The 21881-nt window shown below is 72.2% G+C and carries 18 protein-coding genes; 5 read left to right on the forward strand and 13 right to left on the reverse strand.

Annotated features, from left to right (window positions below; translation table 11 throughout):
- Nucleotides 1–85 precede the first annotated feature (85 nt).
- Nucleotides 86–1153 carry an aspartate-semialdehyde dehydrogenase gene (locus D0D28_RS25645; protein ID WP_094006308.1) on the reverse strand — a complete coding sequence of 356 codons (1068 nt, stop codon included), beginning with the start codon at nucleotides 1151–1153 and terminating at the stop codon, nucleotides 86–88.
- Nucleotide 1154: 1 nt separating this feature from the next.
- Nucleotides 1155–2417 carry an aspartate kinase gene (locus D0D28_RS25650; protein ID WP_020420288.1) on the reverse strand — a complete coding sequence of 421 codons (1263 nt, stop codon included), beginning with the start codon at nucleotides 2415–2417 and terminating at the stop codon, nucleotides 1155–1157.
- A 122-nt stretch (nucleotides 2418–2539) separates the two neighbouring features.
- On the opposite strand from D0D28_RS25650, the gene D0D28_RS25655 reads away from it, so the two are divergent.
- Genes D0D28_RS25655 through D0D28_RS25665 form a run of 3 tightly spaced genes read left to right on the forward strand, consistent with a single transcriptional unit; the run spans nucleotide 2540 to nucleotide 4682 of the window.
- The gene (locus D0D28_RS25655) at nucleotides 2540–3742 is read left to right on the forward strand and encodes a hypothetical protein (protein ID WP_116113113.1); all 1203 of its coding nucleotides are present in this window, start codon (nucleotides 2540–2542) and stop codon (nucleotides 3740–3742) included.
- Between the two features lie 14 nt (nucleotides 3743–3756).
- Nucleotides 3757–4083 carry a hypothetical protein gene (locus D0D28_RS25660; RefSeq protein ID WP_116113116.1) on the forward strand — a complete coding sequence of 109 codons (327 nt, stop codon included), beginning with the start codon at nucleotides 3757–3759 and terminating at the stop codon, nucleotides 4081–4083.
- A gap of 8 nt (nucleotides 4084–4091) precedes the next feature.
- The gene (locus D0D28_RS25665; protein ID WP_116113118.1) at nucleotides 4092–4682 is read left to right on the forward strand and encodes a nitroreductase family protein; all 591 of its coding nucleotides are present in this window, start codon (nucleotides 4092–4094) and stop codon (nucleotides 4680–4682) included.
- On the opposite strand, the gene D0D28_RS25670 is transcribed toward D0D28_RS25665, so the two are convergent.
- The 6 genes from D0D28_RS25670 to D0D28_RS25695 form a co-directional block, all read right to left on the reverse strand.
- On the reverse strand, nucleotides 4679–7696 hold the full coding sequence (locus D0D28_RS25670) for a BTAD domain-containing putative transcriptional regulator (protein ID WP_162831190.1): 3018 nt from the start codon (nucleotides 7694–7696) through the stop codon (nucleotides 4679–4681). The genes D0D28_RS25665 and D0D28_RS25670 overlap by 4 nt on opposite strands.
- 272 nt (nucleotides 7697–7968) lie before the next feature.
- A complete protein-coding gene (locus D0D28_RS25675; protein ID WP_116113124.1) occupies nucleotides 7969–9675 on the reverse strand; it encodes an ATP-binding cassette domain-containing protein in 1707 nt (568 codons plus the stop codon).
- Nucleotides 9672–11321: an ABC transporter ATP-binding protein gene (locus D0D28_RS25680; protein WP_116113127.1), complete on the reverse strand. Its 1650-nt coding sequence runs from the start codon at nucleotides 11319–11321 to the stop codon at nucleotides 9672–9674. Before D0D28_RS25680 ends, D0D28_RS25675 begins: the two co-directional genes overlap by 4 nt.
- 69 nt (nucleotides 11322–11390) lie before the next feature.
- A complete protein-coding gene (locus D0D28_RS25685; protein ID WP_094006314.1) occupies nucleotides 11391–11540 on the reverse strand; it encodes a SapB/AmfS family lanthipeptide in 150 nt (49 codons plus the stop codon).
- A 32-nt stretch (nucleotides 11541–11572) separates the two neighbouring features.
- Nucleotides 11573–14155 (reverse strand): class III lanthionine synthetase LanKC, encoded by a 2583-nt coding sequence (lanKC, locus tag D0D28_RS25690; protein WP_116113130.1) that lies wholly within the window; start codon nucleotides 14153–14155, stop codon nucleotides 11573–11575.
- 108 nt (nucleotides 14156–14263) lie between these two features.
- Entirely contained in the window at nucleotides 14264–14647 is a 384-nt protein-coding gene (locus D0D28_RS25695; protein WP_116113133.1) for a hypothetical protein, read from the reverse strand.
- 225 nt (nucleotides 14648–14872) lie between these two features.
- Between D0D28_RS25695 and leuA the strand changes: the two genes are divergently transcribed.
- A complete protein-coding gene (gene leuA / locus D0D28_RS25700) occupies nucleotides 14873–16648 on the forward strand; it encodes a 2-isopropylmalate synthase (RefSeq protein ID WP_116113136.1) in 1776 nt (591 codons plus the stop codon).
- A gap of 43 nt (nucleotides 16649–16691) precedes the next feature.
- On the opposite strand, the gene D0D28_RS25705 is transcribed toward leuA, so the two are convergent.
- A complete protein-coding gene (locus D0D28_RS25705) occupies nucleotides 16692–17177 on the reverse strand; it encodes a carboxymuconolactone decarboxylase family protein (RefSeq protein WP_094006318.1) in 486 nt (161 codons plus the stop codon).
- Between the two features lie 77 nt (nucleotides 17178–17254).
- A complete protein-coding gene (locus D0D28_RS25710) occupies nucleotides 17255–18160 on the reverse strand; it encodes a LysR family transcriptional regulator (protein WP_116113139.1) in 906 nt (301 codons plus the stop codon).
- Nucleotides 18161–18231: 71 nt separating this feature from the next.
- Between D0D28_RS25710 and D0D28_RS25715 the strand changes: the two genes are divergently transcribed.
- The gene (locus D0D28_RS25715; protein ID WP_116113141.1) at nucleotides 18232–19131 is read left to right on the forward strand and encodes an EamA family transporter; all 900 of its coding nucleotides are present in this window, start codon (nucleotides 18232–18234) and stop codon (nucleotides 19129–19131) included.
- On the opposite strand, the gene D0D28_RS25720 is transcribed toward D0D28_RS25715, so the two are convergent.
- Genes D0D28_RS25720 through D0D28_RS25730 form a run of 3 tightly spaced genes read right to left on the reverse strand, consistent with a single transcriptional unit; the run spans nucleotide 19095 to nucleotide 21878 of the window.
- Nucleotides 19095–19730 carry a DedA family protein gene (locus D0D28_RS25720; protein WP_094006321.1) on the reverse strand — a complete coding sequence of 212 codons (636 nt, stop codon included), beginning with the start codon at nucleotides 19728–19730 and terminating at the stop codon, nucleotides 19095–19097. The genes D0D28_RS25715 and D0D28_RS25720 overlap by 37 nt on opposite strands.
- A 52-nt stretch (nucleotides 19731–19782) precedes the next feature.
- Nucleotides 19783–20883: an ABC transporter ATP-binding protein gene (locus tag D0D28_RS25725; RefSeq protein WP_116113144.1), complete on the reverse strand. Its 1101-nt coding sequence runs from the start codon at nucleotides 20881–20883 to the stop codon at nucleotides 19783–19785.
- Nucleotides 20883–21878: an ABC transporter ATP-binding protein gene (locus tag D0D28_RS25730; RefSeq protein WP_116113148.1), complete on the reverse strand. Its 996-nt coding sequence runs from the start codon at nucleotides 21876–21878 to the stop codon at nucleotides 20883–20885. Before D0D28_RS25730 ends, D0D28_RS25725 begins: the two co-directional genes overlap by 1 nt.
- Between the last annotated feature and the right edge of the window lie 3 nt (nucleotides 21879–21881).

Below are 21881 nucleotides of genomic sequence, written 5' to 3' on the forward strand. Positions count from 1 at the left end.
CTAGAAGCGCGTTCACGTCAGGCCAGGGAGAAGTCGGCTCCCCATCGGGTGATTTCGGGGAGATCAGAGCAACGCTGAGTGTCGGTCAGCCGAACTCGGGGGCCAGCTGCTCGGCGATCTCGTAGGTGTTCAGCGCCGCGCCCTTGCGCAGGTTGTCGCCGCACACGAAGAAGTCGAGCGTGTTCGGGAAGTCCAGCGCCTGCCGCACCCGTCCGACGTACGTCGGGTCGCCGCCGACCACCTCGGCCGGGCTGGGGAACTTGCCGTTCTCCGGGTCGTCGACCAGCACGATCGTGGGCTGGGCGTCGAACACCTTGTGCGCGGCCTCCACGGTGACCTCGCGCGCGAAGGTGGCGTGCACCGCGAGCGAGTGCGTGGTGACCACCGGGACGCGCACGCAGGTAGCGGACACCTTCAGGTCCGGGATGCCGAGGATCTTGCGCGACTCGTTGCGGACCTTCAGCTCCTCGGAGAACCAGCCGTCCCCCTTGTACGAACCGGCGGCGGGAACGACGTTCAAGGCCAGCGGCGTGCCGGCGAACGGGCTGTCCGCCAGCGGCAGACCGGCCGACTCCAGCTCGGCGCGCACGTCCCCGGCGGTCGAGCCGAGGCCCTTGCCGGACACCGCGGCCAGCTCGGCCTGCAGCCGGTCGATGCCGGGCTGGCCGGCCCCGGAGGCCGCCTGGTAGGAGGCGACCACCAGTTCGGTCAGGCCGAACTCGCGGTGCAGCGCGCCCAGCGCCGCCATCATCGACAGCGTCGTGCAGTTCGGGTTGGCGATGATGCCGCGCGGCCGCTGCCGCACCTTGTCCGAGTTGACCTCGGGCACCACCAGCGGCACCTCGTCGTCCATCCGGAACGCGCCGGAGTTGTCGACCGCGATCGCGCCGCGCTCGGCCGCGATCGGCGCCCACTCGGCGGACACCTCGTCCGGCACGTCGAACATCGCGACGTCCACGCCGTCGAAGGCCTCCGGGGACAGCGCGATGACGGTCAGTTCCTCGCCCCGCACCGTGATCTTCTTGCCCGCCGACCGCGGCGAGGCGATCAGCCGGATCTCACCCCACGGCACGCTCGGGCGCCCGTTGATGATGTCGATCATGACGGTGCCGACCGCGCCGGTGGCACCGACGAGAGCCAACGTTGGAGCCATTTCAGCGACCACTCCCTGCGTAAACGACGGCTTCCTCGTCGCCGCCCAGTTCGAAGGCCTCGTGGATCGCGCGCACCGCGTCGTCCAGCTGCGCGTCGCGGATCAGGACCGAGATCCGGATCTCCGAGGTGTTGATGATTTCGATGTTGACGCCGACCTTGGCCAGCGCCTCACAGAAGGTCGCGGTGACGCCGGGGTGCGAGCGCATGCCGGCGCCCACCAGCGAGACCTTGCCGACCTGGTCGTCGTAGAGCACGGAGTCGAACTCCAGCTCGCCCTTCAGCTTCTCCAGCTCGGCGACGGCCTTCGGGCCGTTGGCCTTGGACAGCGTGAAGGTGATGTCGGTGCGGCCCGCGGTGTTGGAGACGTTCTGCAGCACCATGTCGATGTCGATCTCGGCGTCGGCGATGACCCGGAAGATCCGCCCCGCGGCGCCGGCGTGGTCCGGCACCCCGGTGACGGTGACCTTGGCCTCCGACCGGTCGTGCGCCACACCGGTGATCAACGCTTGTTCCACGGGGATCTCCTCAATCGAACCGGCCACGGTGGTGCCCGGCTTGTCGCTGTAGGACGAACGGACCCGGATCGGCACGCCGTAGCGGCGGGCGTACTCGACCGAGCGCAGGTGGAGGATCTTCGAACCGCTCGCGGCGAGTTCGAGCATCTCCTCGTACGGGATGGTGTCGAGCTTACGCGCGTTGGGCACGATCCGTGGGTCGGCGGTGTACACGCCGTCCACATCGGAGTAGATCTCGCACGCGTCCGCGTTGAGCGCCGCGGCCAGCGCCACCGCGGTGGTGTCCGAACCGCCGCGGCCGAGCGTGGTGATGTCCTTGGTGTCCTGCGCGACGCCCTGGAAGCCGGCGACCAGCGCGATGTAGCCCTGGTCGAGCGCCTCGGTGACCCGGCTGGGTGTCACGTCGATGATGCGCGCGTTGCCGTGCACGCCCGTCGTGACCACGCCCGCCTGGGACCCGGTGAACGACCACGCTTCGAAACCGTGTGCCGAAATCGCCATCGCGACAAGCGCGTTGGAAATGCGCTCCCCAGCGGTGAGCAGCATGTCCATCTCTCGTTCGGGCGGCACCGGGTTGACCTGCTGGGCCAGGTCGAGCAACTCGTCGGTGGTGTCGCCCATGGCGGAGCACACGACGACCACGTCGTTGCCCGCCTTCTTGGTGGCCACGATCCGTTCGGCCACGCGCTTGATGCGATCAGCGCTCTCCAGCGACGAACCGCCGTATTTCTGGACCACGAGCGCCACTTGTCTGCCGACCTCCTATTTCGCACCTTTCGGAGCAGCCTACCGGGGGTTACGGCCCGGGCCACCCCGTTATGTGGCTCCGGCCACTGCCCCGGCGTGGGTTCGTGGGAAAATCTCCAACCGTGCAGGCGAGCAGCCAAACCGTTCGGAAACCGGACCAAGCGGCCCCTGGCCTGCTGCTGGACCTGGAAGAGCGGATCTGGAGACGCCGGGCGCTCCTGCTGCCCGCCGCCGTCTACCTCGGTGTCCGGGCTCTCGGTGTTGTGGTGCTCACGGTGTTCGCCGCGCTGCACGAAACGAGCCTGCTGTCTAGGATCGCCGCCTGGGACGGCGAGTGGTACCTGAAGATTGCCGCGTCCGGCTACGAACTCGGGCCGGTTCCCGATGCGCTCGGGCACCCCAATCCGCACACGCCGCGGGCCTTCTTCCCGGCCTACCCGTTCCTGATCCGGATCCTGGCGCCCGCGTTCGGGTTTCCCGCGGCGGCGCTGGTCGTGTCGCTGGTCGCCGGGCTCGCCGCCGCCTACGGCCTGGCACGGCTGGGCCGTCTCGTGCGCGGCGGTTCGCGCCGGGCCGGCTACCTCCTGGTCGCCCTGTTCGCGGCGACGCCGATGAGCGTGGTGCTGACCATGGCTTACACGGAGGCGCTGTTCTGCGCGCTGGCCGTGTGGACGCTGGTCGCGGTGCTGGAGCGGCGGTGGGAGTTCGCCGGGGTGTGCTGCCTGGGCGCCGGGCTGGTGCGGTCGACGGCGCTGGCGCTGGTCGTCGCGGTGGTCGTGGCGGCTCTGTGCGCGCTGGCCCGGCGGGCGGACGGCGGCCGTCCGTTGGTGGCGCTGGCGCTGGCGCCGGCGGGGTTGTTCGGTTACCTGTGGTGGACCGGTCTGCGGGTGCGGCCGGAGTCCGGTTTCGAGGCGCAGCTGAGCACGTGGTCCGACCTGGAGTGGCAGGGGTGGCGGACGCGGTTCGACGGCGGGGTGTCGACGATCCGGTTCGTGGCCGAGGTGGTGACGCGCAGCGACTCGGCGATGAGCGTGCTGACGGTGGCGGTGATCTTCGGTGCGCTGGCCGGTTTGGCGTTGCTGGCGCGGCGCGAGACGGTGCTGGTGGTGTACGCGGCCGGGGTGGCGGTGATGGTCCTCGGATCGAGCAGCCTGATGCACGCGAAACCGCGGTTGTTGTTGCCGGCGTTCACGTTGCTGGTCCCGGCGGCGCTGGCACTGGTGAAGCGCCGGACGGCCACGGTGTGGTGGGTGTGCTCCGGCGTGGCGCTGGCGAGCGCGTGGTTCGGCGCGTACGCGCTGACGGTCTGGAAGTATGCGATCTGATGCGAGGAGAAACCATGCCTTCCGAGGCCGACAGCTTCGTCACCATCCTGGAACCGGCGCTCAACGGCGGCAAGCCCATTCTCCGGTTCGTCAATACGCCGGAGCGGGACGCCGCCGCGATCGTGGCGTTCTGGTGCAAGACCGGGTACGTCCACGTCCGCTACTGGCACGACGGGACCGGCACGGTCATCAACTTCGGGCTGGTCACCTGGGCTCAGACGAGCCAGGGCAGCAAGTTCCGTGGCGTCGGACTTCCCACGACCGCGACGGCGGTCACCCTGTCCGCTGCCGACATCGCGGCAGCTCACGCGGCGCTGGCCCGTCAAGGCGACCGGACGTAGGCGACCCGATGGACAAGCCAGCCGATTCCAGCGTGCCCCTGACCGACGTCATCGCGCGGCGGTGGAGTCCGCGGGCGCTCGACGAGACGCGCGAGGTGAGCTGGGGTCAGCTGCGCGCGCTGCTGGAGGCCGCGCGGTGGGCGCCGTCCTTCGGGAACACCCAGCCGGCGCGCTTTCTGGCCGGCCGGCGGGGTGACGCGACCTTCCGGCAGATCCTCGGCACGCTCACCGAGCGGAACCAGGCCTGGGCGCACCGCGCGGGCGCGCTGCTGATCGGGATCATGGTGTCCCGCAACGAAAAGGGCCCGATCCCCTACGCCGAGTACGGGCTCGGGCTCGCCGCGCAGAACCTCGTGCTCCAGGCCGTCGCGGAGGGGCTCGTCGCGCACCAAATGGCCGGGTTCGACGCCGACGCCGTCCGCGAGCGGTTCGCGGTGCCCGGCGACGCCGTCCCCCGGGTCGCGATCGCCGTCGGGCACGCCGGTGATCCCGCTGTGCTCGAGGTGGACAAGCTGATCGAGCGCGAACGAGCGCCCCGGAAACGGCTGCCGCTGGGCGAGCTCGCCTACACCGGCGAGTGGTGCGCGCCCGCGTTCTAGGCCGGGTACGACCGGAGCCGGCCGAGCGGCGACGAGTGCGGCGCGATGCCCATCTCCTTCATCCGCGCGTGGTAGATCCGCTCGTACCGGCGGGCCTCGCCGAGACGCCCGGCGTCGCGCAGCGTGGCGATCAGCATCAGGTACGCCTCCTCGTCGTAGACGTCCTTCGCCAGCAGCCGCAGCGTGTACCGCACCGCTCCGTCGACGTCCCCGGCCTGCCGCAACCGGGAGGCGAGCGCGCGAAGCACCGCGAAGTGCGTCGCCCGGACCTCCTCCGCCAGCACCGCCACCCACTCCTGGTACGGCTCGTCCTCCAGGACCTCCCCGGTGCAGGCGGCCGCCGCCGCGGTCAGCCGGGCCGTCGCGTCGGCCTGTCCGGCGCGGTCGGCCCGCAGCGCCGCCTCCGCCCCGGTGAGGAACTCCTCGAGGTCGACCCGCACCCGGGACCGGTCGAGCCACACCGCGCCGCCGTCGCTCGCCAGCGGGCCGCCGGCCGACTGGCCCTGCCGCAACACGTCCCGGACCAGGGACAACAGGACCGACAACCGGTTGCCCGCCTTCACCGGGTCGGCCTCCGGCCACAGCAGCTCCATCAGCTGTTCGCGCGGCACCGGGCGGCGGCGGGTGACCAGGATCTTCAGCAGATCCCGCGCCTTGCGCGACTGCCAGGCCGTCTTCGGCACCGGCGTGCCGTCCACCACCACCTGGAAGGCGCCGAGGGCGCGGATGAACACCGCCGGCCCGGACGGGCGCGAAGCCGCCAGCGGTCCCGCCGCCCGGCGCCCCCCGATGTCGACGCCCGCCGCCCGCAGGGTTTCCTCGGCCAGGCACACGTCGGCGTCCGGCACCGGGGCCCCGACGCGCGCGGCCACCACCCGCGTCACCGCCTCCTCCAGGCGGCACCCGTGCTCGTGCCAGAGGTCCACCGCCTCGTCCAGCAGGTCCGCCCGGGCGGCCGGGTCCGCGGACGCGAGCACGCCGAGCGTGATCGCCTCGGCCAGCCCGGGGCCGTCCCGCCGGAGCCGCGCGGCCTTGGCCGCCCGCGACGCGTCGGCGGCGGCCCGCTCCCGGTCCTGGGCCAGGAGCGCGACCCAGCCGCTCGTCAGCCGTGCCGGGATCTCCAGCAGCCCTTCGCGCAACCCGAGAGCGCGGTCCGCGAGGGTGCGGGCCGCGGCGAGGTCGTCGGCGGCGCGGACGCGGGCGAGCCCGATCAACGCGTGCCCCAGGGCGAACAGGTCGTGGTGCGGTTGCGCCACCACGAGCGCTTCCTCGTAGTCCGCGGTGGCGCGGACCAGCTGCCCGCGCGTGCGGTGCAGGTCGCCGAGCACGCACAGCGGCCAGGCCAGGAACCGGGAACCCAGGCGCTGGAAGGTGTCCACGGCCGTGCCGAGATCGGCCGCCGCCTCGTCCAGGGCGCCGAGGCTGAGGTACGCCCGCGCGCGGACGGTGTGCGCGTGCCCGGTGAGGAACGGGCACCCGCACTGCTCGCTCGTCCGCAGCGCCAGTTTGGCCTCGGCGAGCGCCTGCCGCGGTGACCCCATGTCGCACGCGTGGAAGGCGTGGCAGACCCGGATCCAGCCGACCTGCAGGAGATCGCCGGCCGCCTGCGCGCTGTGCAACGCGTTGAGGCACTGCACGTCGGCCTCGCGGCGGTCCGGCTCGGCGGCCGCGAGCATCGCCAGCACCTGGTGGATCGCCGCCCGCGCGCCGGGGGTGCCCGACCGAACGGCCGCGGCTTCCGCCCGCGCCATCGCCTGCCTCGCCCGAGCGGTCTCGCCGACCATCCGGCACGTCGTCGCCAGCAGGGCCAGTGCCCTGGCCTCGTCCTGGGTGTCCTCGTCGCCCAGCCGGGTCCGGCCCAGCACGTCGAGTGTGTTGCCGAACTCGCCCTGGGTGAAGGCGAGCATGCCGATGCGCCAGCCGAGCGCGGCGTCGAGTTCCTCGTGGAACCGGCTCGCGCGGCGGAAACTCTCCATGGCCGCCGCCCAGTGGCCCGCGGTCCGCTGTGCCTCACCGACCACCTGGTGGATGCGGGGGTCGTCGAGGAACTCGGTGGGCAGCCCGGCGGCCTCCAGTACCGCGTCGCCGTGGCCGCTCACCACCAGGGCGTCGCCGTGCTCGACCAGCAACGCGGCACAGGCGGAGTGCGCGCCCGCCGACGCGAGGTGCCGCAGCGCGTCGGCGGGCGCCCCCTCGCTGAGGTAGCGCCGCCCGGCTTCGAGGTGCAGCTCGACGCGTTCCCGTGTGGAGAGCACGGCCTCGTGGGAGAAGTAGTGCGCCAGGGGACGGATCAGCGACCAGCGGAGCGCGTCGCCCGCGGCGCGCGTCACCAGCCCGCGCCGGGTCAGCTCGGTCAGCAGGCGTTCCTGCTCCGGCCCCGGAGTGCGGATCTCGCCGAGGACGGCGAGCCGGCGCAGCGTCGCGCGGGCGGCCGGCGACTCCTGGCCGAGCACCTCCTCGGTGAGGAACCCGTGGAACCGCTCGCCGGCCGCGGTCAGCCGCCGCAGCACCGCGGCACGCTGACCGGGCGCGACGTCGCGCATCATCTCCACCACCGCCCGCACCGCGACCGGCCAGCCCGCGGTGCACTGGTGGATCAGGGCGGCCAGCCCGGGCGGATCGTCCCCCACGGTCGCCTGGACCAGCGCGTGGATCTCGGCCGGGCGGACGGCCAGGTGCGTCGCGTCGATCTCCGCCACCATCCCCCGGCCGCGGAGCCGGGCGAGCGAGAACGGCAGTTCCGCGCGCGACAACAGCAACACGTGCAACCAGTCCGGCGCGTTCTGGCAAATCGTTTCGAGAACCGCGACGGAATCGTTTTCCGCACTCACCGCCTGAACGTCGTCGACGACCAGGAACAGCTCCCCGGCGCCCGGACGCCGCAACCGCGCCGGGTCCCCGGCGATCGGGCGGAGCAACCGGTCGTGCTCCCCGGCCCCGACCCACACCGCCTGCCGGGACTCCGCCCACTCCGCCACGGCGCTGGTCTTTCCCCAGCCGGCGGCGCCGGTCACGACCACCACTCGCCGGGTCGATGCCTCATCGAGCAGCCCACGCGCCCGGCCGGGTCTCCCCCCTGCTGTCACGGCTGGTCCTCCCTCTGCCCGGCCACGAACCACCGCCGAATTCGCCAGGATCACATCCGTGGAATTCTCCGGATAATCCGAGATCGAAAACGAATGGCGCCGGACGATTCTATTCTCCGGAGCGGGCCGGAATCAAATCGACGAGCGATTTTCTCGCCCGGAGCCCGGGTGGAAATACACTCGCAGGACGCACCCGGTTTTCAATTCACCGGGACCGGCGGCTCGGCGTGCCAGTACCCGAGCAGTTCCCGGTACAGCGGCGAGACCGACCGCAGCGCCACCGGATCGCCGGCGACCGCCTCGGTCCCGTCGAGAACCAGAACCCGCTTGGCGCGCAAGGCGGAACTCACCCGGTGCGCGATGACCACCACCGTGCCGCCGCGGGCCGCGAACGCCTCTTCGGCACGCCGCTCGGCGACCGGATCCAGGTGGCAGGTCGCCTCGTCGAGGATCACGACAGGCGCGTCGGAAAGGTACGCGCGAACGAGGGCGATCAACTGCCGTTCCCCGGCCGACAACTCGGCGGGAACCAATCCGGCCGGGTATCCGCCGAGGCGGGTCACCAGATTTTCCGCGCCGACTTCCGCCACCGCCCGGTTCACCTGGGACTCCTCGGCCGACGGGCGCAAATAGACCAGGTTGTCCCACACCGTGCCGCTGAACACGTACGCCTCCTGCGGGATCAGCACCCGCAGCCGGGCCAGCCGGGCCGGGGGCAGGCCGGTGACGGGCGCGCCGCCGACCCGGATCGAACCGGAGCCGGGCCGCAGCAGGCCGCACACCAGGCCGGCCAGGGTGGACTTGCCGATGCCGCTCGGCCCGACGATCGCCAGGTGGTCCCCCTCGGGCACGGTCAGGTCGAGGCCGTCGAGCACCGGCTCGGCGTGCGGCCCGTAGGCGAACGTGACGCCGTCGAGGGTGATGTCGTGCCCGGACGGCGTGCCGGAGCCGAGCGGGGCGGGTCGCTCGGGCGGCGCGGTGGCGTCGAGGATGCGGCCCAGCGTCACCACGAACTGCAGCCCGCTGCTGCCGACGCCGGTGACCAGCGTCTGCAGGGCCGGGTTGAGGCCCATCAGGATGTAGGTCAGGCCGCCCATGATCGCGCCGGCGGTGAGCCCGCGGCCCACCAGCCACGGCGCGGCGAGCAACAGGACGACCAACGGCAGCCACACCCCGACCGCGAAGCAGAGCGTGCGCAGCACCGCGACCCAGGCGAGCGCGCGCTCGGCGGCCGCCTGGTCTTCCACCTGCTCCGCGGCCAGCGCGGCCGCGTGCCCCTCGGTGCCCGTCGCGACCGCGTCCCGGGTGGCGGACAGCACGGCGTTCGCCGTGTCGCCCACCCGCTCCTCGGCCAGCACGGTCGCCCGCTCCCGCGCGGCGGGCAGATCGCGGGTGGCGACGAACGCGCCGAACCCCAGCGCGAACGGCGGCAGGATCAGCACCACGATCACCGGATCGATGGACAGCAGTCCCAGCACGACGCCGGCCACGGTGACCGCGAACCCCCGGGTCACCACGATGAGCCCGGCGAAGGAGTCGCGCACGATCTCCACCTGGCGCGTCACCCGCGCCAGCGCCCCGTCGTCCCGGCGGCCGGCCACGGCGTGGGCCAGCGCTCCGCCGACCACCCGGCGGAGGAGGTCGTCGCGGAACGGTTCGACCAGATCGCCCAGCCTGCGGAACACCTGGCGCGATCCCCACGCCCCGAGGCAGGCCGCGAGCAGGAACGCGCCCAGCCAGGCCAGCCCGGTCCAGGGCCGCCCCGCGAGGAACCCGTCGTCCATCGCCTTCGCGATGGCCAGTCCGGAGAGCGCCGTGGGCAGCGCCTCCGGGATCGACCACGCGAGGAGCGCGAGCAGGGGCCGGCGGCGCAGCGCCCGGATCCCGAACCGGATCTCCCGTTTCATCCGAACGCCTCCCGGTAGGCCGCGTCCTGCCAGAGCCGGTGGTGGGGCGCGACGGCCCGCACGCGGCCACCGTCGAGCCACACCACGCAGTCGGCCCGGGCGGCGGTCGACACGCGGTGGGTGACGATCAGGCGGGTGCGGTCGCCGTCGCCGGTCAGGGTGCGGCTGATCTGCATTTCGGTGACCATGTCGAGGCTGGACGTCGCGTCGTCCAGCACGAGCAGTCGCCGCGCGTGCCAGGCCCGGGCCAGGCCGAGGCGCTGGGCCTCGCCGCCGGACATCGGCGCGTCGGCCAGCGGGGTGTCGTAGCCCTCCGGATAGCGGCTCACGAACTCGTGCGCGTGGGTGGCCCGGGCGGCGGTCATGAGCTCCGCCCGGTCCCGTCCCGGCCCGATCGCGTCCGCCACGGTCGCCCCGACCAGCACCGGGCGCTCGAACGCGGCGCACACCGCCGTGCGCAACGCCGCGTGGCTCAGCTCCCCCAGGGGAACGCCGTCGAGCCGCACCTCTCCCTCGTCCGGGTCGCGCAGGCGCGCGGCGAGCGCCGCGAGCACGGACTTGCCGGCGCCGGAGCGGCCGACCACCGCCACGGTCGCGCCACCGGGCACGGTCAGGTCGACGTCGTCGAGCAGGGTGGTCCCGTCCGACCGGACGGTGACGTGGCGGAACTCCAGCCGGCCGGTGCCCTCGGGCAACCCGCGCGAGCCGTGACCGACCGCGGGCACGGTGAGCACCTCGGCGGCGCGGGCGGCACCGGCCCGCGCCCTGGCGAGCTGGCCGAACACCCCGGCGAGCCCGCCGAGCCCCGCGCCGAGCACCGCGTACCGGCTGGCCGCGAACAGGTCCCCGGCGGTGATCCGGCCGTCCACCAGCGCGAGCCCGCCGACCGCGAGGACGGCGACCAGGACGAGCGGGCCCGCGACGGCGCCCTGGGCGGCGGCGCGGGACAGCACCTGCCAGGTCTGCCTGCCGTGGCCGTGGAGTTCGGGAAGCGGTTCGAGCACCCGGCTCTCCTCCCGCCCGGCCGTGCCGGCGGCCGCGATGGTCCGCGCACCCGCCAGCGACTCCGCGAGCCGGGCCGCGATCCGGCCCTGCGTCCGCTGGTAGGCGGTGACGACGGCGGTGCTGCGGATGGTGAACGCGCGCAGCACCGCGGCGACCACCGCGAGCCCGGCGACGAACGCGACCGCCAGCCACGGGTCGATGACGACCAGCAGCACCAGGCTCCCGGCCGGCGGCAGCACGGCGGCGACCACGGTCACCACGGCGGGCCCGGCCTGGGCGGCGTCGACGGCGTTGCCGGAGATCCGGCTCACCAGGTCACCGGTGTCGAAGCGGCGGGCGCGGTCCGGCCCCATCCGGAGAACCTGCCGCACCAGGCGGTTCCGCAGCCACGCGGTCGTGCTCGCGACGCAGGCGATGCCCGCGGAGGCGTCGATCAGGTCGGCGAGGATGCCCACCACGACCAGGGCGGCCGCCAGCACCAGCCAGCGGCCGCTGTCGTCCCCGGCCACGATCGCGTCGACCGCACGCCCGAGCACGGCGGGCAACGCCAGCGTGCTCAGGGTGCCGGCCAGCGCGGCGAAACCGATCACCGGCAGCCATGCGCCCCCTCGCCGCACGATCGCACCGAAGGTCGTGGACACGTAGTCTCCTCCTCAAGGCCGCGGTCCCGGACGAACGCCAGTCGTCCGGGACCGCGGCTGCACCCGGGGTCAGTGGCAGATCAGGACGCTCAGGCCACTGGTGCCGCCACAGAGGGTGACGCTCAGGTTGCTCGGGCAGCTCTTGCCGCTCGCGCTGCTGCCGCCACCGCCGTGCTCCGGGGCCGCGCTTTCCATGCCTTGCAGATCGAGAAGGGCCATTTCTCCTCCTTGGAGAGTGGGTTGGACGGGGATCACCCTGCCGCGCCGACTGCCGGCGCGGAGGTCTGCGGGGCCCGGGCGGGCGCGAGCAGCGGCAGGTGGACCGGCGGATCGGCCAGCGCCGACCCCAGCGCCAGGAGCACCCCGGCGGTGCCGGTGGCGAGGTCCATCGACAGGCGCAGCAGTCCGGTGCCGGGGAAGGCCGTGCCGCCGCCGAAGGGCAGCGCGTGCCAGGCCAGCGCGCGCACCTGCCGGGCGACCGGCGGGTCGCGCGGCGGGTCGGGCGAGCGCCCGGCGAGGTAGAGCAGGATCCCGGCGCGACCGGAGAACAGGCCGGGCAGGATGTACATCGGCGACTGGGCGGCCAGCCGGATGCGGCGGTTCGCCTCGGCGAATTCGGCGTCGTCCCGGCGCGCGAGGAACTCGTCGAGGACCAGGCCGATGCCGACGCTGCCGACATCGAGGTAGGGCATCGTGCGCCAGCCCTCATCGACCTCCATCGCGCCGCTGTCGCGGACGACGCACTGCCTCAGGTCCTGCCGGAGCGCGATCGCGGCGCGGTCGAGCAGGCCGGTGTCCCCGGTGTCGTCGTAGGCCCGCAGGAGCAGCAGCGCCTTGCCCGCGCCGCCGCGCATCAGGCCGGCGAAGGAGCCGTCCCGGCCGCTGACCCGCGGACCGTCGACGGCGTCGCCGACCCGGTCGGCGACCAGTTCCACCGCCCGGTGCGCGGCCTGCCGCAGGGTGGGGTCGCCGGTGCGGCCGGCGAAGTGCAGGAGGTTCAGGCCGGCTCCGGCCAGCCCGCCGCCCAGGTCCGGGCCGAGTGCGGCCCAGTTCTCGCGCAGGCAGATGTCCAGGACGTCCAGCGCCTCCTGCCGGTACCCGAGGTGGTCCAGGGCGAAGGCAGCGCCGTGCAGCCCGTCGAACAGGCCGAGCCGGGTGCCGCTCGCCGGGTTGGTCGCCCGGTCGACGAGCCACTTCGCGAAGGCGGGGCTGGGGTCCGCGCCGGTGGCGGACAGCGCGTAAAGCACCCCGGCGGCGCCGTGGGCCAGGCCGATGCCGCCGGTGGCGAACTGCTCGGGATCGCCGGGGAAGAGCCGGTCGTCGCGCTCGGGGGTCGCGCTCGCCACGATCGCGCGGGCCAGGTCGTCGCGCAGCCGCGGCCAGTCCGCCGGGTCCGGTTCGATCCGCGGGTGCGGCAGGTGCGGGGTCCCCGGTGGCACGATCACGTCGATCGCCTCGGTGAGGTGGTGCCGCGGCACCGGGAAGTGCTCGGCGATGATCTCCGCGAACTGCCGCGCCTTCACCCGGTGCAGGCCGAACAGGTAGGTCATCGGCAGGAACAGCGCCAGCCGCAGGCACGCGAGCGCGTAGCGGTCGATGTCGAATCCGGTGACGCTGCGCGGCGCGGCGAACCCCTGGTTGCCCAGGCCCGGCCGGACCGCGTCCTCGACCGGGGCGGCCACCTCGAAGTCGAGCAGCCGGATCGTGTCGTCCACCCGCACCATGACGTTGAACAGGTGCAGATCGCCGTAGACGATCCCGCGCTCGTGCACCGCGCGCATCGTCTCCTCGATCTGCCGCTGGATCCCCATCGCCCAGTCGGTGAACGCGCGGTAGTCCGCGGGTCCGGCGCTCGGGTCGATGAGCGGGTACCGCCGGACGATCGCCTTGCCCAGCACGTCGCCCTCGACGTACTCCATCACCAGGAACCGGTGCTCACCGAGCCAGAACAGGTCGTGCACGGCGGGGATCCCGGGGATGCCGGCCAGCCGCCGCAGGACGTCGTGCTCGTGCTCGACGCGCCGCACCGCGTCGTTGCCCCACGCGTCGAGTCCCGCGTGCGGGCGGCCCTCCTTGAGGACCACCTGGGCGCCGGTGCGGTTGTCCCGGCCGACGTAGATCCCGCCGCCGTTGGAGAAGTGCACGACCCGCTCGATCGTGTAGGGCAGGCCGGCGACGGTGACCGCGTTGCGGGCTTCCAGGTGCGGGGCGAGGAAATCGGGGAGCGTCACCCACGGCGGCACGTGGAACACCGGTCCGCGCCGGTCCGGGACCAGCCGGCCGTCGGCGTCCGCGATCGCCGGCACCACATCGCCGTTGTCGGTGACCATGTACCGGTTGACGAACGCGCCGTAGCGCACGAACAGCGGGCCGCGCCCCCAGCGCAGGTCGCTCAGGATGTAGGGGTTCGGTTCGCCGTCGAGCGTCTCGCCGAGTTCACGCAGGATCGTCTCGCACGTGCCGAGATCCGGCGGGTAGATCGTCACCAGCTTGCCGCTGTAGCCGCGGGGCGCGTACTTCGAGACCCGGGCGGTCAGCGCGGCCGGCGAGCGCAGGAACTTGAACTCGATCCGCCGCGGCACGCAGTAGTCCCACACCGCGTCGAGGATCTTCCCGGCGTTTCCCGGCGTGGCGGAGACGTGGATCTTCCACCCTTGGGCGGGCAGGTCGGTGGCGCCCGGGTCGAGCACGAACCAGTCGTCCTGCTCGTACCGGCGCCAGCCGTCGGGCAGGGCCCGGTACGCGGTGGCGAAGGACGGGCCGGCGGTGCGCTCGGAGTGCATGGCGTCGTAGAACGACGAGTCGGCCATGCAGAATCGCTCGTACTCGTCCATGCCACCTCGCTTGGTCGCCACGGCACCGCCGGGCACAAGCTAGGTGGCTGGTCTTCCGGTGGCCTTAACCTCCGCTTAGGGTCGGCTTCGGCTCAACCCGAACGAAATTCACACCGAGCTGCCGCCGAGGCGGCGGACGATCCGGGTGACGATGGACGAGACCACGAGCCAGAAGAGCGCCGCGATGCCGTAGTTCACCAGGACGCGCAGCTTCTCGTCGGTGGGCTCGAACAGGTCCTTGAAGCCCAGCGCCAGACCGTCGGACCAGTCGCGGACGAACGAGACGATCCCGTTGTCCGGGTTGGCGCCGCCGACCACGAAGATCACGTGCAGCACCAGGATGAGCGCGAAGATCAGGCCGACCCAGCGGACGATCCCCGCGATGAGCCCCACGGTCTGGTCCTTCACGCGCCCCCACGGCACCTGCCGCTTGGGGCGCGGCGGCGCGTCTTCGTCGACGTCGCTCTTGCGCTTCTCGGCGTGCTCGGCCATGCCGCAGAGTTTCCCACGCCCGGCCGCACTTGGCTACCTGCCAGTAACCGAGGGGGTATCGACCGGGTCACTTTTCAACATCATCACGACCGGGCTACAGTGGATCCGTGGCGCGTGCTCTCCTGCTTCGCTGCCGCGACGGGGCCTGATCCGGACCGGCCCCCCGTCGCGGGGCTTCGTCACGCCGCCGGTCGCCCGATCACCCGGCAGGAGAGTTTCCCAGCAATGACCAGCTCCGATCCCACCGTGAGCCGCATCCGCAAGCCGTCGCGTCCGGCCCCCGCCGACCAGCCCGCGTGGAACCCGCAGCGCGGCAGTTCCATGCCGGTGCACCGCTACCAGCCCTGGTACAAGCTGGTGGAGAACATCGAGCTGCCCGACCGCACCTGGCCGGACAAGCGCATCGAGCGCGCCCCGCTGTGGTGCGCGGTGGACCTGCGTGACGGCAACCAGGCCCTGATCGACCCCATGTCGCCGGCCCGCAAGCGCAAGTTCTTCGAGCTGCTCGTACGCATGGGCTACAAGGAGATCGAGGTCGGGTTCCCGGCGGCGAGCCAGACCGACTTCGACTTCGTCCGCGAGATCATCGAGGACGGCGCGATCCCCGAGGACGTGCGCATCCAGGTGCTGACCCAGTGCCGTCCCGAGCTGATCGAGCGCACCTTCCAGTCGCTGGAGGGCGCGCCGCAGGCGATCGTGCACATCTACAACTCGACCTCGATCCTGCAGCGCCGCGTGGTGTTCCGCGAAGAGCGCGAGGGCATCAAGAAGATCGCGCTGCAGGCCGCCGACCTGGTGGTGGAGTACGCGCAGAAGTACTCCGACACCGACTTCCGCTTCCAGTACTCGCCGGAGTCCTACACCGGCACCGAGCTGTCCTACGCGGCCGAGGTGTGCAACGCGGTCACCGACATCTGGCAGCCCACCCCGGAGCGGCCGGTCATCCTGAACCTGCCGGCCACCGTGGAGATGGCGACGCCGAACGTCTACGCTGACTCGATCGAGTGGATGGGCCGCAACCTGGACCGCCGCGACGCGGTGATCCTGTCACTGCACCCGCACAACGACCGCGGCACCGGCATCGCCGCCGCCGAGCTGGGTTACCAGGCCGGGGCGGACCGCATCGAGGGCTGCCTGTTCGGCAACGGCGAGCGGACCGGCAACGTGGACCTGGTCGCGCTGGGCATGAACATGTTCAGCCAGGGCATCGACCCGCAGATCGACTTCTCCGACATCGACGAGATCAAGCGCACGGTCGAGTACTGCAACCAGCTGCCCGTGCACGAGCGCACCCCGTGGGGCGGTGACCTGGTGTTCACCGCGTTCTCCGGCAGCCACCAGGACGCGATCAACAAGGGCTTCGACGCGCTGCACCGCGCCGCGGAGAAGGCCGGGGTGCCGGTGGACGAGTTCCCGTGGGAGGTGCCGTACCTGCCCATCGACCCGAAGGACGTCGGCCGCAGCTACGAGGCCGTCATCCGGGTCAACTCGCAGTCGGGCAAGGGCGGCGTCGCCTACATCATGAAGACCGAGCACCAGCTCGACCTGCCGCGCCGGCTGCAGATCGAGTTCTCGCAGGTCATCCAGCGCTACACGGACAGCGAGGGCGGCGAGGTCGACCCGCGCACGATGTGGGACGCGTTCGCGAAGGAGTACCTGGAGCCGCAGTCGCCGCTGCAGCTGATCAGCCAGCACGTCACCGCGAACGGCGACTACCAGCTGCGCGCGACGGTGCGGGTGGACGGCGAGGAGCAGGAGATCACCGGCTCCGGAAACGGCCCGATCGCCGCGTTCTTCGACGCGCTGTCCACCGTCGGGTACGACCTGAGGCTGCTGGACTACAGCGAACACACCCTCACCCCGGGCGACGACGCCCGCGCGGCCTCGTACATCGAATGCGCCATCGGGGACAAGGTGTTCTGGGGCATCGGCATCGACCCGTCCATCGTGACGGCGTCGCTGCGGGCGGTCGTCTCCGCGGTGAACCGAGCCCACCGCTGACGCGAAGGCCGGCCGCTCCCCCGGAGCGGCCGGCCTTCTGCGTTCAGTTCGCCGCGGCGGAGAACATTCCCGGCTGGTACGAGCCGCCCTGGTTGCGAACGATCACGTTCATCCGGTTGGCCGCGTTGATCACCGCGACCAGGGTGACGAGCGCGGCGGTCTGGTCGTCGTCGTAGTGCTTGCGCACCTGCGCCCACGTCTCGTCCGACACGCCCTGGTGCGCGTCGGCCAGGCGGGTGCCCTCCTCGGCCAGCGCCAGCGCCGCCCGCTCGGCCTCGGTGAACACCGTCGCCTCGCGCCAGACCGCGACCAGGTTGAGCCGCGTCGCGGTCTCCCCGGCGGCCGCGGCCTCCTTGGTGTGCATGTCGACGCACGGCGCGCACCCGTTGATCTGGCTGGCCCGCAACGACACCAGCTCCTGCGTGGACTGCGGCAACTCCGTCGAGTGCAGCACCGCAGCCACCCCCGCGAACCGCTTCGCCAGCTTCACGCCGGTCTCGTTGGCCATCAGGTTGAACCGGGTTTCCATCACTTCGTCCTCCTCGTGGTCGCTCCTGCTTCGACCACAAGGCACCGGCCATGCCCCGGATGTGACAGTGACGGTCGTCACGTGGTCACCGCGGCCGCCTCGGCGTGCAGCAGCTCCAGCACCGTGGCGACCCCCGGGCGCGTCCCGGCGCCGGTGCGCAGGACGGCCTCGATCAGCCGCGCCGCGCGGATGCCGGCCAGCGGCCGCCGCACGATCCGCCGCGACCACGTCCCGGCCAGCGTGTAGCGCGGCAGCAACGCGATGCCGTGTCCGGCCGCGACCAGCGCCTCGGTGATCCGGAAGTCGTTGATCCGCTGCTTGACCCGCGGCCGCACCCCCGTGCGCACCGCCAGCGACCGCAGCACGTCGTCGACCGGGAAGCCGACGTCCACCGAGATCCACTGCTCCCCGGCCAGCTCGGTGAGGTCCACGCGGCGGCGCCGGGCGAGCCGGTGGCCGAGCGGCAGCGCGACGTCCAACGGCTCGCGCAGCAGGTGCACCACGTCGAGCCGGGCGGACGGGAACGGTTCCGCGTGCTCGTCCCGGTGGGTGACGACGATGTCGAAGTCGGCGACCAGCTCCGGCACCTCGGCCGGCGTCATGTCGACGTCGCGCACCTCCACGTCCAGGCCCTCGACCTCGGCGAACCGGTGCAGCAGCCCGGGCAGCAGCATCAGCGCGGCGGACGGGAAGATCGCCACCCGCACCCGGCCGCGCGGCAGGCTGCGGAACACGTCCATCTCGGCCTCGGCGCGGTCCATCGCGGCGATGACCTCGTCCGCGCGCACCACCAGCGCCCGGCCCGCGTCGGTGAGCCGCAGCCCGCGCCCGGCCGGTTCGGTGAGCACCAGCCCGACCTCCGCCCGCCGCGCCCGGAGCTGCTGCGACACCGCCGACGGCGTGCAGTGCAGCGCCTTCGCCGCGGCCGTCACGCTGCCGCGATCGGCGAACTCGCGCAGCACCCGAAGCCGCCCGACATCCATGAAGCAACACTACACAGTAGATGCAAACAATCTCGATTGTACTTCAAAGTTGTGGCGGGCAAGCTGGGTGAGTGCCTACTCGCGACCGTCTCCTCGCCCTGTTCGTCGTCGTCCTGTGGGGCCTCAACTTCATCGCGATGCACCCGATGCTCGACCACTTCCCGCCGCTCTTCGCGGGGGCGCTGCGCTTCGCGGTGATCGCGGTCCCGACGATCCTGTTCATCCCGCGGCCGAAGGTGAAGCTGCGCTGGCTGCTCGGCTTCGGGCTCGGGTTCGGCACCGGGCAGTTCGCGTTCCTGTTCCTCGCGCTGACCCACGGCATGCCGACCGGCCTGGCGTCGCTGGTGTTGCAGGCCTCGGCGCCGTTCACCGTCCTGCTCGGCGGGATCTTCCTGCGCGAACCGCTGTCCGCCCGCCAGCTGACCGGCATCCTGGCCGCGGTCGCCGGCATGGGCGTGATCGCCTGGCACCGCGCGGAGAACGCCGTGCTCATGCCGGTCGTGCTCACCCTGCTCGGCGCGCTGTGCTGGGCCGCGGGCAACCTCTGCTCCCGCCAAGCCAGGCCGGAGAACCCGATCCACTTCACGCTGTGGATGTCGGTGATCCCGCCGATCCCGATGTTCGCCCTGTCCACGATCTTCGAGGGCCCGGCCGTGCAGTGGCACTCGCTGGCGACGCTCGGCACCGGCGAGGGCCTGCTCGGCCTGGCCGGGTTCAGCTACGTCGTGCTGGTCGGCACGGTCCTCGGGTCGAGCGTCTGGACCGTGCTCATGCGCCGCAACCCGGCCAACGTGGTCGCGCCGTTCTCACTGCTCGTGCCGGTCGTCGGGATGTCCGCGGCGTTCTTCGTGCTCGACGAGACCCCGGCGCTGGTCGAGGTGCTGGCCGGCCTGGTCGTGGTGGCCGGTGTGCTGTTCGGCTCGCTGCCCAGACGTCAGCGCTCGGCCGAGGCGCTGCTCGTCTCCTCGTGACGGCGGCCCATCCGCTTCTTGATCACCAGGCTGATGACCACGCCCAGCACGACGGCGATCGCCAGCCCGAGGTAGGAGAACCGGGACAGCCACTTCTCCGCGACCACGCCGAGCGAGTACACCAGCGCCGTCGTGCCGCCCGCCCAGACGATCCCGCCGAGCGCGTTGGCGAGCAGGAACCGCGGGTAGTGCATGTGCAGCGACCCGGCGAGCGGACCGCACAGAATGCGCAGAATAGCGACGAAACGGCCGAAGAAAACCGCCCACATCCCCCGTTTCCGGAACATTCGCTCAGCGGCGGCCACATGCGACGGACCGAAATGCCGGGGGAATTTCCGCCCGGCCCAGTCGAACAGGCGACGGCCGCCCTTCCGCCCGATGAGGTAACCGATGCTGTCCCCGGCGATGGCGCCCCCGCTGCCGAGGGCACCGATCAGCCAGGGGTTCAGGCCGTCGTGGTGCGAGGCCAGGAGAGCCGCGCTGACCAGCACGATCTCTCCCGGCAACGGGATGCCCAGGCTTTCGCAGCCGATCACCAGCCCGACCGCGAGGTAGACGGCCAGCGGCGGAATGGTCTCCAGCCACGCGTCGATGTGCACGAAAAAAGCCCCCTCGGGTACCCCGGCGGAATTGCCGCCAGGGTACCCCTGGTCAGGGCTCCAGCATTTCGGCCACGGAAGCGGCCTGCGGAACCGCCGCATCGGGTGATGTTTGCGCCGCGACCAATTCCGGTTTCACCTCGTGCGGGGTGATCCGGCCGGCCTGGATGTCCTCCGCCCAGTGGCAGGCGACCCGGTGCCCGGCGCCGAGTTCCCGCAGCGCGGGCCGCTCGGTGTCGCACTTGGTCTCCTGCCGCCACGGGCAGCGGGTGTGGAACCGGCAGCCCGACGGCGGATTGGCGGGCGAGGGCAGGTCTCCGGCCAGCAGGATCTGCTCCCGGCTGTCCTCGACGACCGGGTCCGGCACCGGGATCGCCGACAGCAGCGCCCGCGTGTACGGGTGCAGCGGCTCGGCGTACAGGGTCTCCGAGTCGGTCTCCTCGACCAGCGAGCCCAGGTACATCACGCCGATCCGGTCGGAGATGTGCCGGACGACCGCCAGGTCGTGGGCGATCACCAGGTAGGTCAGGCCCAGCGAGTCCTGCAGCTCCTCCAGCAGGTTGATCACCTGCGCCTGCACGGACACGTCCAGCGCGGACACCGGCTCGTCGGCGACGATCAGGTCCGGCTCCACCGCCAGCGCCCGCGCGATGCCGATGCGCTGGCGCTGCCCGCCGGAGAACTCGTGCGGGTACTTCCGCAGCGAACTCTCCGGCAGGCCGACCGCGTTGAGCAGCTCACGCAACCGCTTGCGCGTGCTGTCCCGGTCCCGGTCCAGGCCGTGCGCCCGCATGCCCTCGATGAGGATCGACTCGACCGACTGCCGCGGGTCGAGGCTGGACAGCGGGTCCTGGAACACCATCTGCATCCGCCGCCGCATCTTCCGCAGCGACTCGCCCTTGAGCGTGGACAGGTCGGTCCCGTCGAACACGGCGCGCCCACCGGTCGGCTCCACCAGCCGCAGCAGGCTGCGGCCCAGCGTCGTCTTGCCGCAGCCGGACTCGCCGACCAGGCCGTAGGTCTCGCCGCGCTGGATCTCCAGGTCGACCCCGTCGACGGCGTAGACGTGCCCGACCGTGCGGTCCAGCACCAGACCCCGCTTGATCGGGAAGTGCACCTGCAGGCCTTCCACGCGCACCAGCGGTTCGGACATCAACGCACCCCCTCGCCCGCCGGGACCGGACGGCCCACCGGATTGTGGCACCGCAACATCCCGTCCGCGTCGGGTTCGAGCTCCGGCGTGACCTCCCGGCACAGGTCGAGCGCGTTCGGGCAGCGGGGCGCGAACGCGCACCCCTGCGACCACGGGATGTTGTCGGCGACCGACCCCTTGATCGGCACCAGCTTCTCGCCGCGCGGCGCGTCCAGCCGCGGGATCGACGCGAGCAGCCCGTGCGTGTAGGGGTGCCGGGCGGAGGCGAACAACGCGTGCCGCTCCGCCCGCTCGACCACCCGGCCGCCGTACATGACGTTGACCTCGTCGCACAGCCCGGCGACCACGCCGAGGTCGTGCGTGATCATGATCAGCGCGGTGCCGGTGTCGCGCACCAGTTCGGACAGCAGCGCCAGGATCTGCGCCTGGATCGTCACGTCCAGCGCGGTGGTCGGCTCGTCGGCGATCAGCAGCCGCGGACGGCAGGCCAGCGCGATCGCGATGAGCGCGCGCTGGCGCATCCCGCCGGAGAGCTGGTGCGGGTACTCCGACAGCCGCCGGTTCGGGTCCGGGATGCCGACGCGGTCCAGCAGGTCCACGGCCTCGACCCGGGCCTGCTTGCGGTCCATCTTGCGGTGCCGTTCCAGCACCTCGGTGATCTGCAGACCGATCGGGATCACCGGGTTCAGCGACGACAGCGGGTCCTGGAACACCATGCCGAGGTCGCGGCCGCGCCGGTCGCGCAGCTGCCGGTCGGACAGCCGCAACAGGTCCGTGTCCTCGAACCGGACCTCGCCGGTCACCTTCGCGCCGCGTTTGGGCAGCAGGCCCATGATCGCCAGCGCGGTCACCGACTTGCCGCTGCCGGACTCGCCGACCAGACCGACCGTGCGGCCCGGCTCGACGTCGAAACTGACCCCGTCCACCGCGGTGAACGGCCGGGTTCCCTTGCGGGAGAAGACGACCGACAGGTCGCGTACTTGCAGGAGACTCAACGC

Source organism: Amycolatopsis ruanii, from assembly GCF_003385175.1.
Lineage (GTDB): Bacteria > Actinomycetota > Actinomycetes > Mycobacteriales > Pseudonocardiaceae > Amycolatopsis_E > Amycolatopsis_E thermalba.

Excerpts from the sequence above, each read along its gene's own strand:
- D0D28_RS25645 (WP_094006308.1), bottom strand. The coding sequence starts at position 1,153 with ATGGCTCCAACGTTGGCTCTCGTCGGTGCCACCGGCGCGGTCGGCACC.
- D0D28_RS25660 (WP_116113116.1), top strand. The coding sequence starts at position 3,757 with ATGCCTTCCGAGGCCGACAGCTTCGTCACCATCCTGGAACCGGCGCTC.
- D0D28_RS25665 (WP_116113118.1), top strand. The coding sequence starts at position 4,092 with ATGGACAAGCCAGCCGATTCCAGCGTGCCCCTGACCGACGTCATCGCG.
- D0D28_RS25675 (WP_116113124.1), bottom strand. The coding sequence starts at position 9,675 with ATGAAACGGGAGATCCGGTTCGGGATCCGGGCGCTGCGCCGCCGGCCC.
- D0D28_RS25685 (WP_094006314.1), bottom strand. The coding sequence starts at position 11,540 with ATGGCCCTTCTCGATCTGCAAGGCATGGAAAGCGCGGCCCCGGAGCAC.
- lanKC (WP_116113130.1), bottom strand. The coding sequence starts at position 14,155 with ATGGACGAGTACGAGCGATTCTGCATGGCCGACTCGTCGTTCTACGAC.
- D0D28_RS25695 (WP_116113133.1), bottom strand. The coding sequence starts at position 14,647 with ATGGCCGAGCACGCCGAGAAGCGCAAGAGCGACGTCGACGAAGACGCG.
- leuA (WP_116113136.1), top strand. The coding sequence starts at position 14,873 with ATGACCAGCTCCGATCCCACCGTGAGCCGCATCCGCAAGCCGTCGCGT.
- D0D28_RS25705 (WP_094006318.1), bottom strand. The coding sequence starts at position 17,177 with ATGGAAACCCGGTTCAACCTGATGGCCAACGAGACCGGCGTGAAGCTG.
- D0D28_RS25710 (WP_116113139.1), bottom strand. The coding sequence starts at position 18,160 with ATGGATGTCGGGCGGCTTCGGGTGCTGCGCGAGTTCGCCGATCGCGGC.
- D0D28_RS25725 (WP_116113144.1), bottom strand. The coding sequence starts at position 20,883 with ATGTCCGAACCGCTGGTGCGCGTGGAAGGCCTGCAGGTGCACTTCCCG.